Genomic DNA, 1,491 nt, shown 5'->3' with positions numbered 1-1,491 from the left:
AAGCTGGGAATTTAAGCCCCAGTAAACGGCGGTGGTAACTATAACCATCCTAAGGTAGCGAAATTCCTTGTCGGGTAAGTTCCGACCTGCACGAATGGAGTAACGACTTCCCCGCTGTCTCAACCATAAACTCGGCGAAATTGCAGTACGAGTAAAGATGCTCGTTACGCGCAGCAGGACGGAAAGACCCCGAGACCTTCACTATAGTTTGGTATTGGTGTTCGGTGTGGCTTGTGTAGGATAGGTGGGAGACTGTGAAGCGTGGACGCTAGTTCGCGTGGAGTCATCGTTGAAATACCACTCTGGTCACTCTGGATATCTAACTTCGGCCCGTAATCCGGGTCAGGGACAGTGCCTGATGGGTAGTTTAACTGGGGCGGTTGCCTCCTAAAAAGTAACGGAGGCGCCCAAAGGTTCCCTCAGCCTGGTTGGCAATCAGGTGGCGAGTGTAAGTGCACAAGGGAGCTTGACTGTGAGAGAGACATCTCAAGCAGGGACGAAAGTCGGGACTAGTGATCCGGCGGCACATTGTGGAATGGCCGTCGCTCAACGGATAAAAGGTACCTCGGGGATAACAGGCTGATCTTGCCCAAGAGTCCATATCGACGGCATGGTTTGGCACCTCGATGTCGGCTCGTCGCATCCTGGGGCTGGAGTAGGTCCCAAGGGTTGGGCTGTTCGCCCATTAAAGCGGTACGCGAGCTGGGTTTAGAACGTCGTGAGACAGTTCGGTCCCTATCCGCTGCGCGCGCAGGAAATTTGAGAAGGGCTGTCCTTAGTACGAGAGGACCGGGACGGACGAACCTCTGGTGTGTCAGTTGTACTGCCAAGTGCACCGCTGATTAGCTACGTTCGGATGGGATAACCGCTGAAAGCATCTAAGCGGGAAGCCTGCTTCAAGATGAGATTTCCATACACCTAGAGTGTGAGAGGCCCCCAGCCAGACCACTGGGTTGATAGGCCGGATGTGGAAGCAGGGACTAAAGACCTGTGAAGCTGACCGGTACTAATAAGCCGATAACTTACACCACACACCCACCCCATACCGGTGGAACCCCTGCCCCCGGGCAGGAAACCCCCGGTATGACACACGGGTGAGTGAAGATCAAACATGCTACGCGTCCACTATGCGGTTCCCAACCAACAACGAGGAACCACCACACAACTCAATACACGGCCGACACCACACCCACCCCACGGTGGGAACGGACACCTGTCAGCCACCCTGTAACCACAGACTTACCACCACCGACACCCCCACCCACCGCACCAGCGGAACCCGGGGGACACCGGACAGGACGGTAAAACGAGTTACGGCGGTCATAGCGTGGGGGAAACGCCCGGTCCCATTCCGAACCCGGAAGCTAAGACCCACAGCGCCGATGGTACTGCACCCGAGAGAGTGTGGGAGAGTAGGACACCGCCGGACAACCATTAGGCTGAGGCCCCACACCACCAGGTGCGGGGCCTCACCCCTTTAACCACCCACCC

General features: G+C 56.5%; 2 rRNA genes. Both read left to right on the top strand.

Features of this window, described 5'->3' with window-relative positions:
• A 23S ribosomal RNA gene (locus tag FJV46_RS15035) occupies positions 1 to 1,031 on the top strand; the annotation flags it as partial.
• A gap of 281 nt (positions 1,032 to 1,312) precedes the next feature.
• Positions 1,313 to 1,429: ribosomal RNA gene (gene rrf, locus FJV46_RS15030) — 5S ribosomal RNA — on the top strand.
• Positions 1,430 to 1,491: the final 62 nt, after the last annotated feature.

The sequence above is a fragment of the Arthrobacter agilis genome (assembly GCF_006494655.1).
Taxonomy (GTDB): domain Bacteria; phylum Actinomycetota; class Actinomycetes; order Actinomycetales; family Micrococcaceae; genus Arthrobacter_D; species Arthrobacter_D agilis.
The sequence above is the reverse complement of the archived record's forward strand: the minus strand, read 5'-3'. Positions and strand labels throughout refer to the sequence as shown.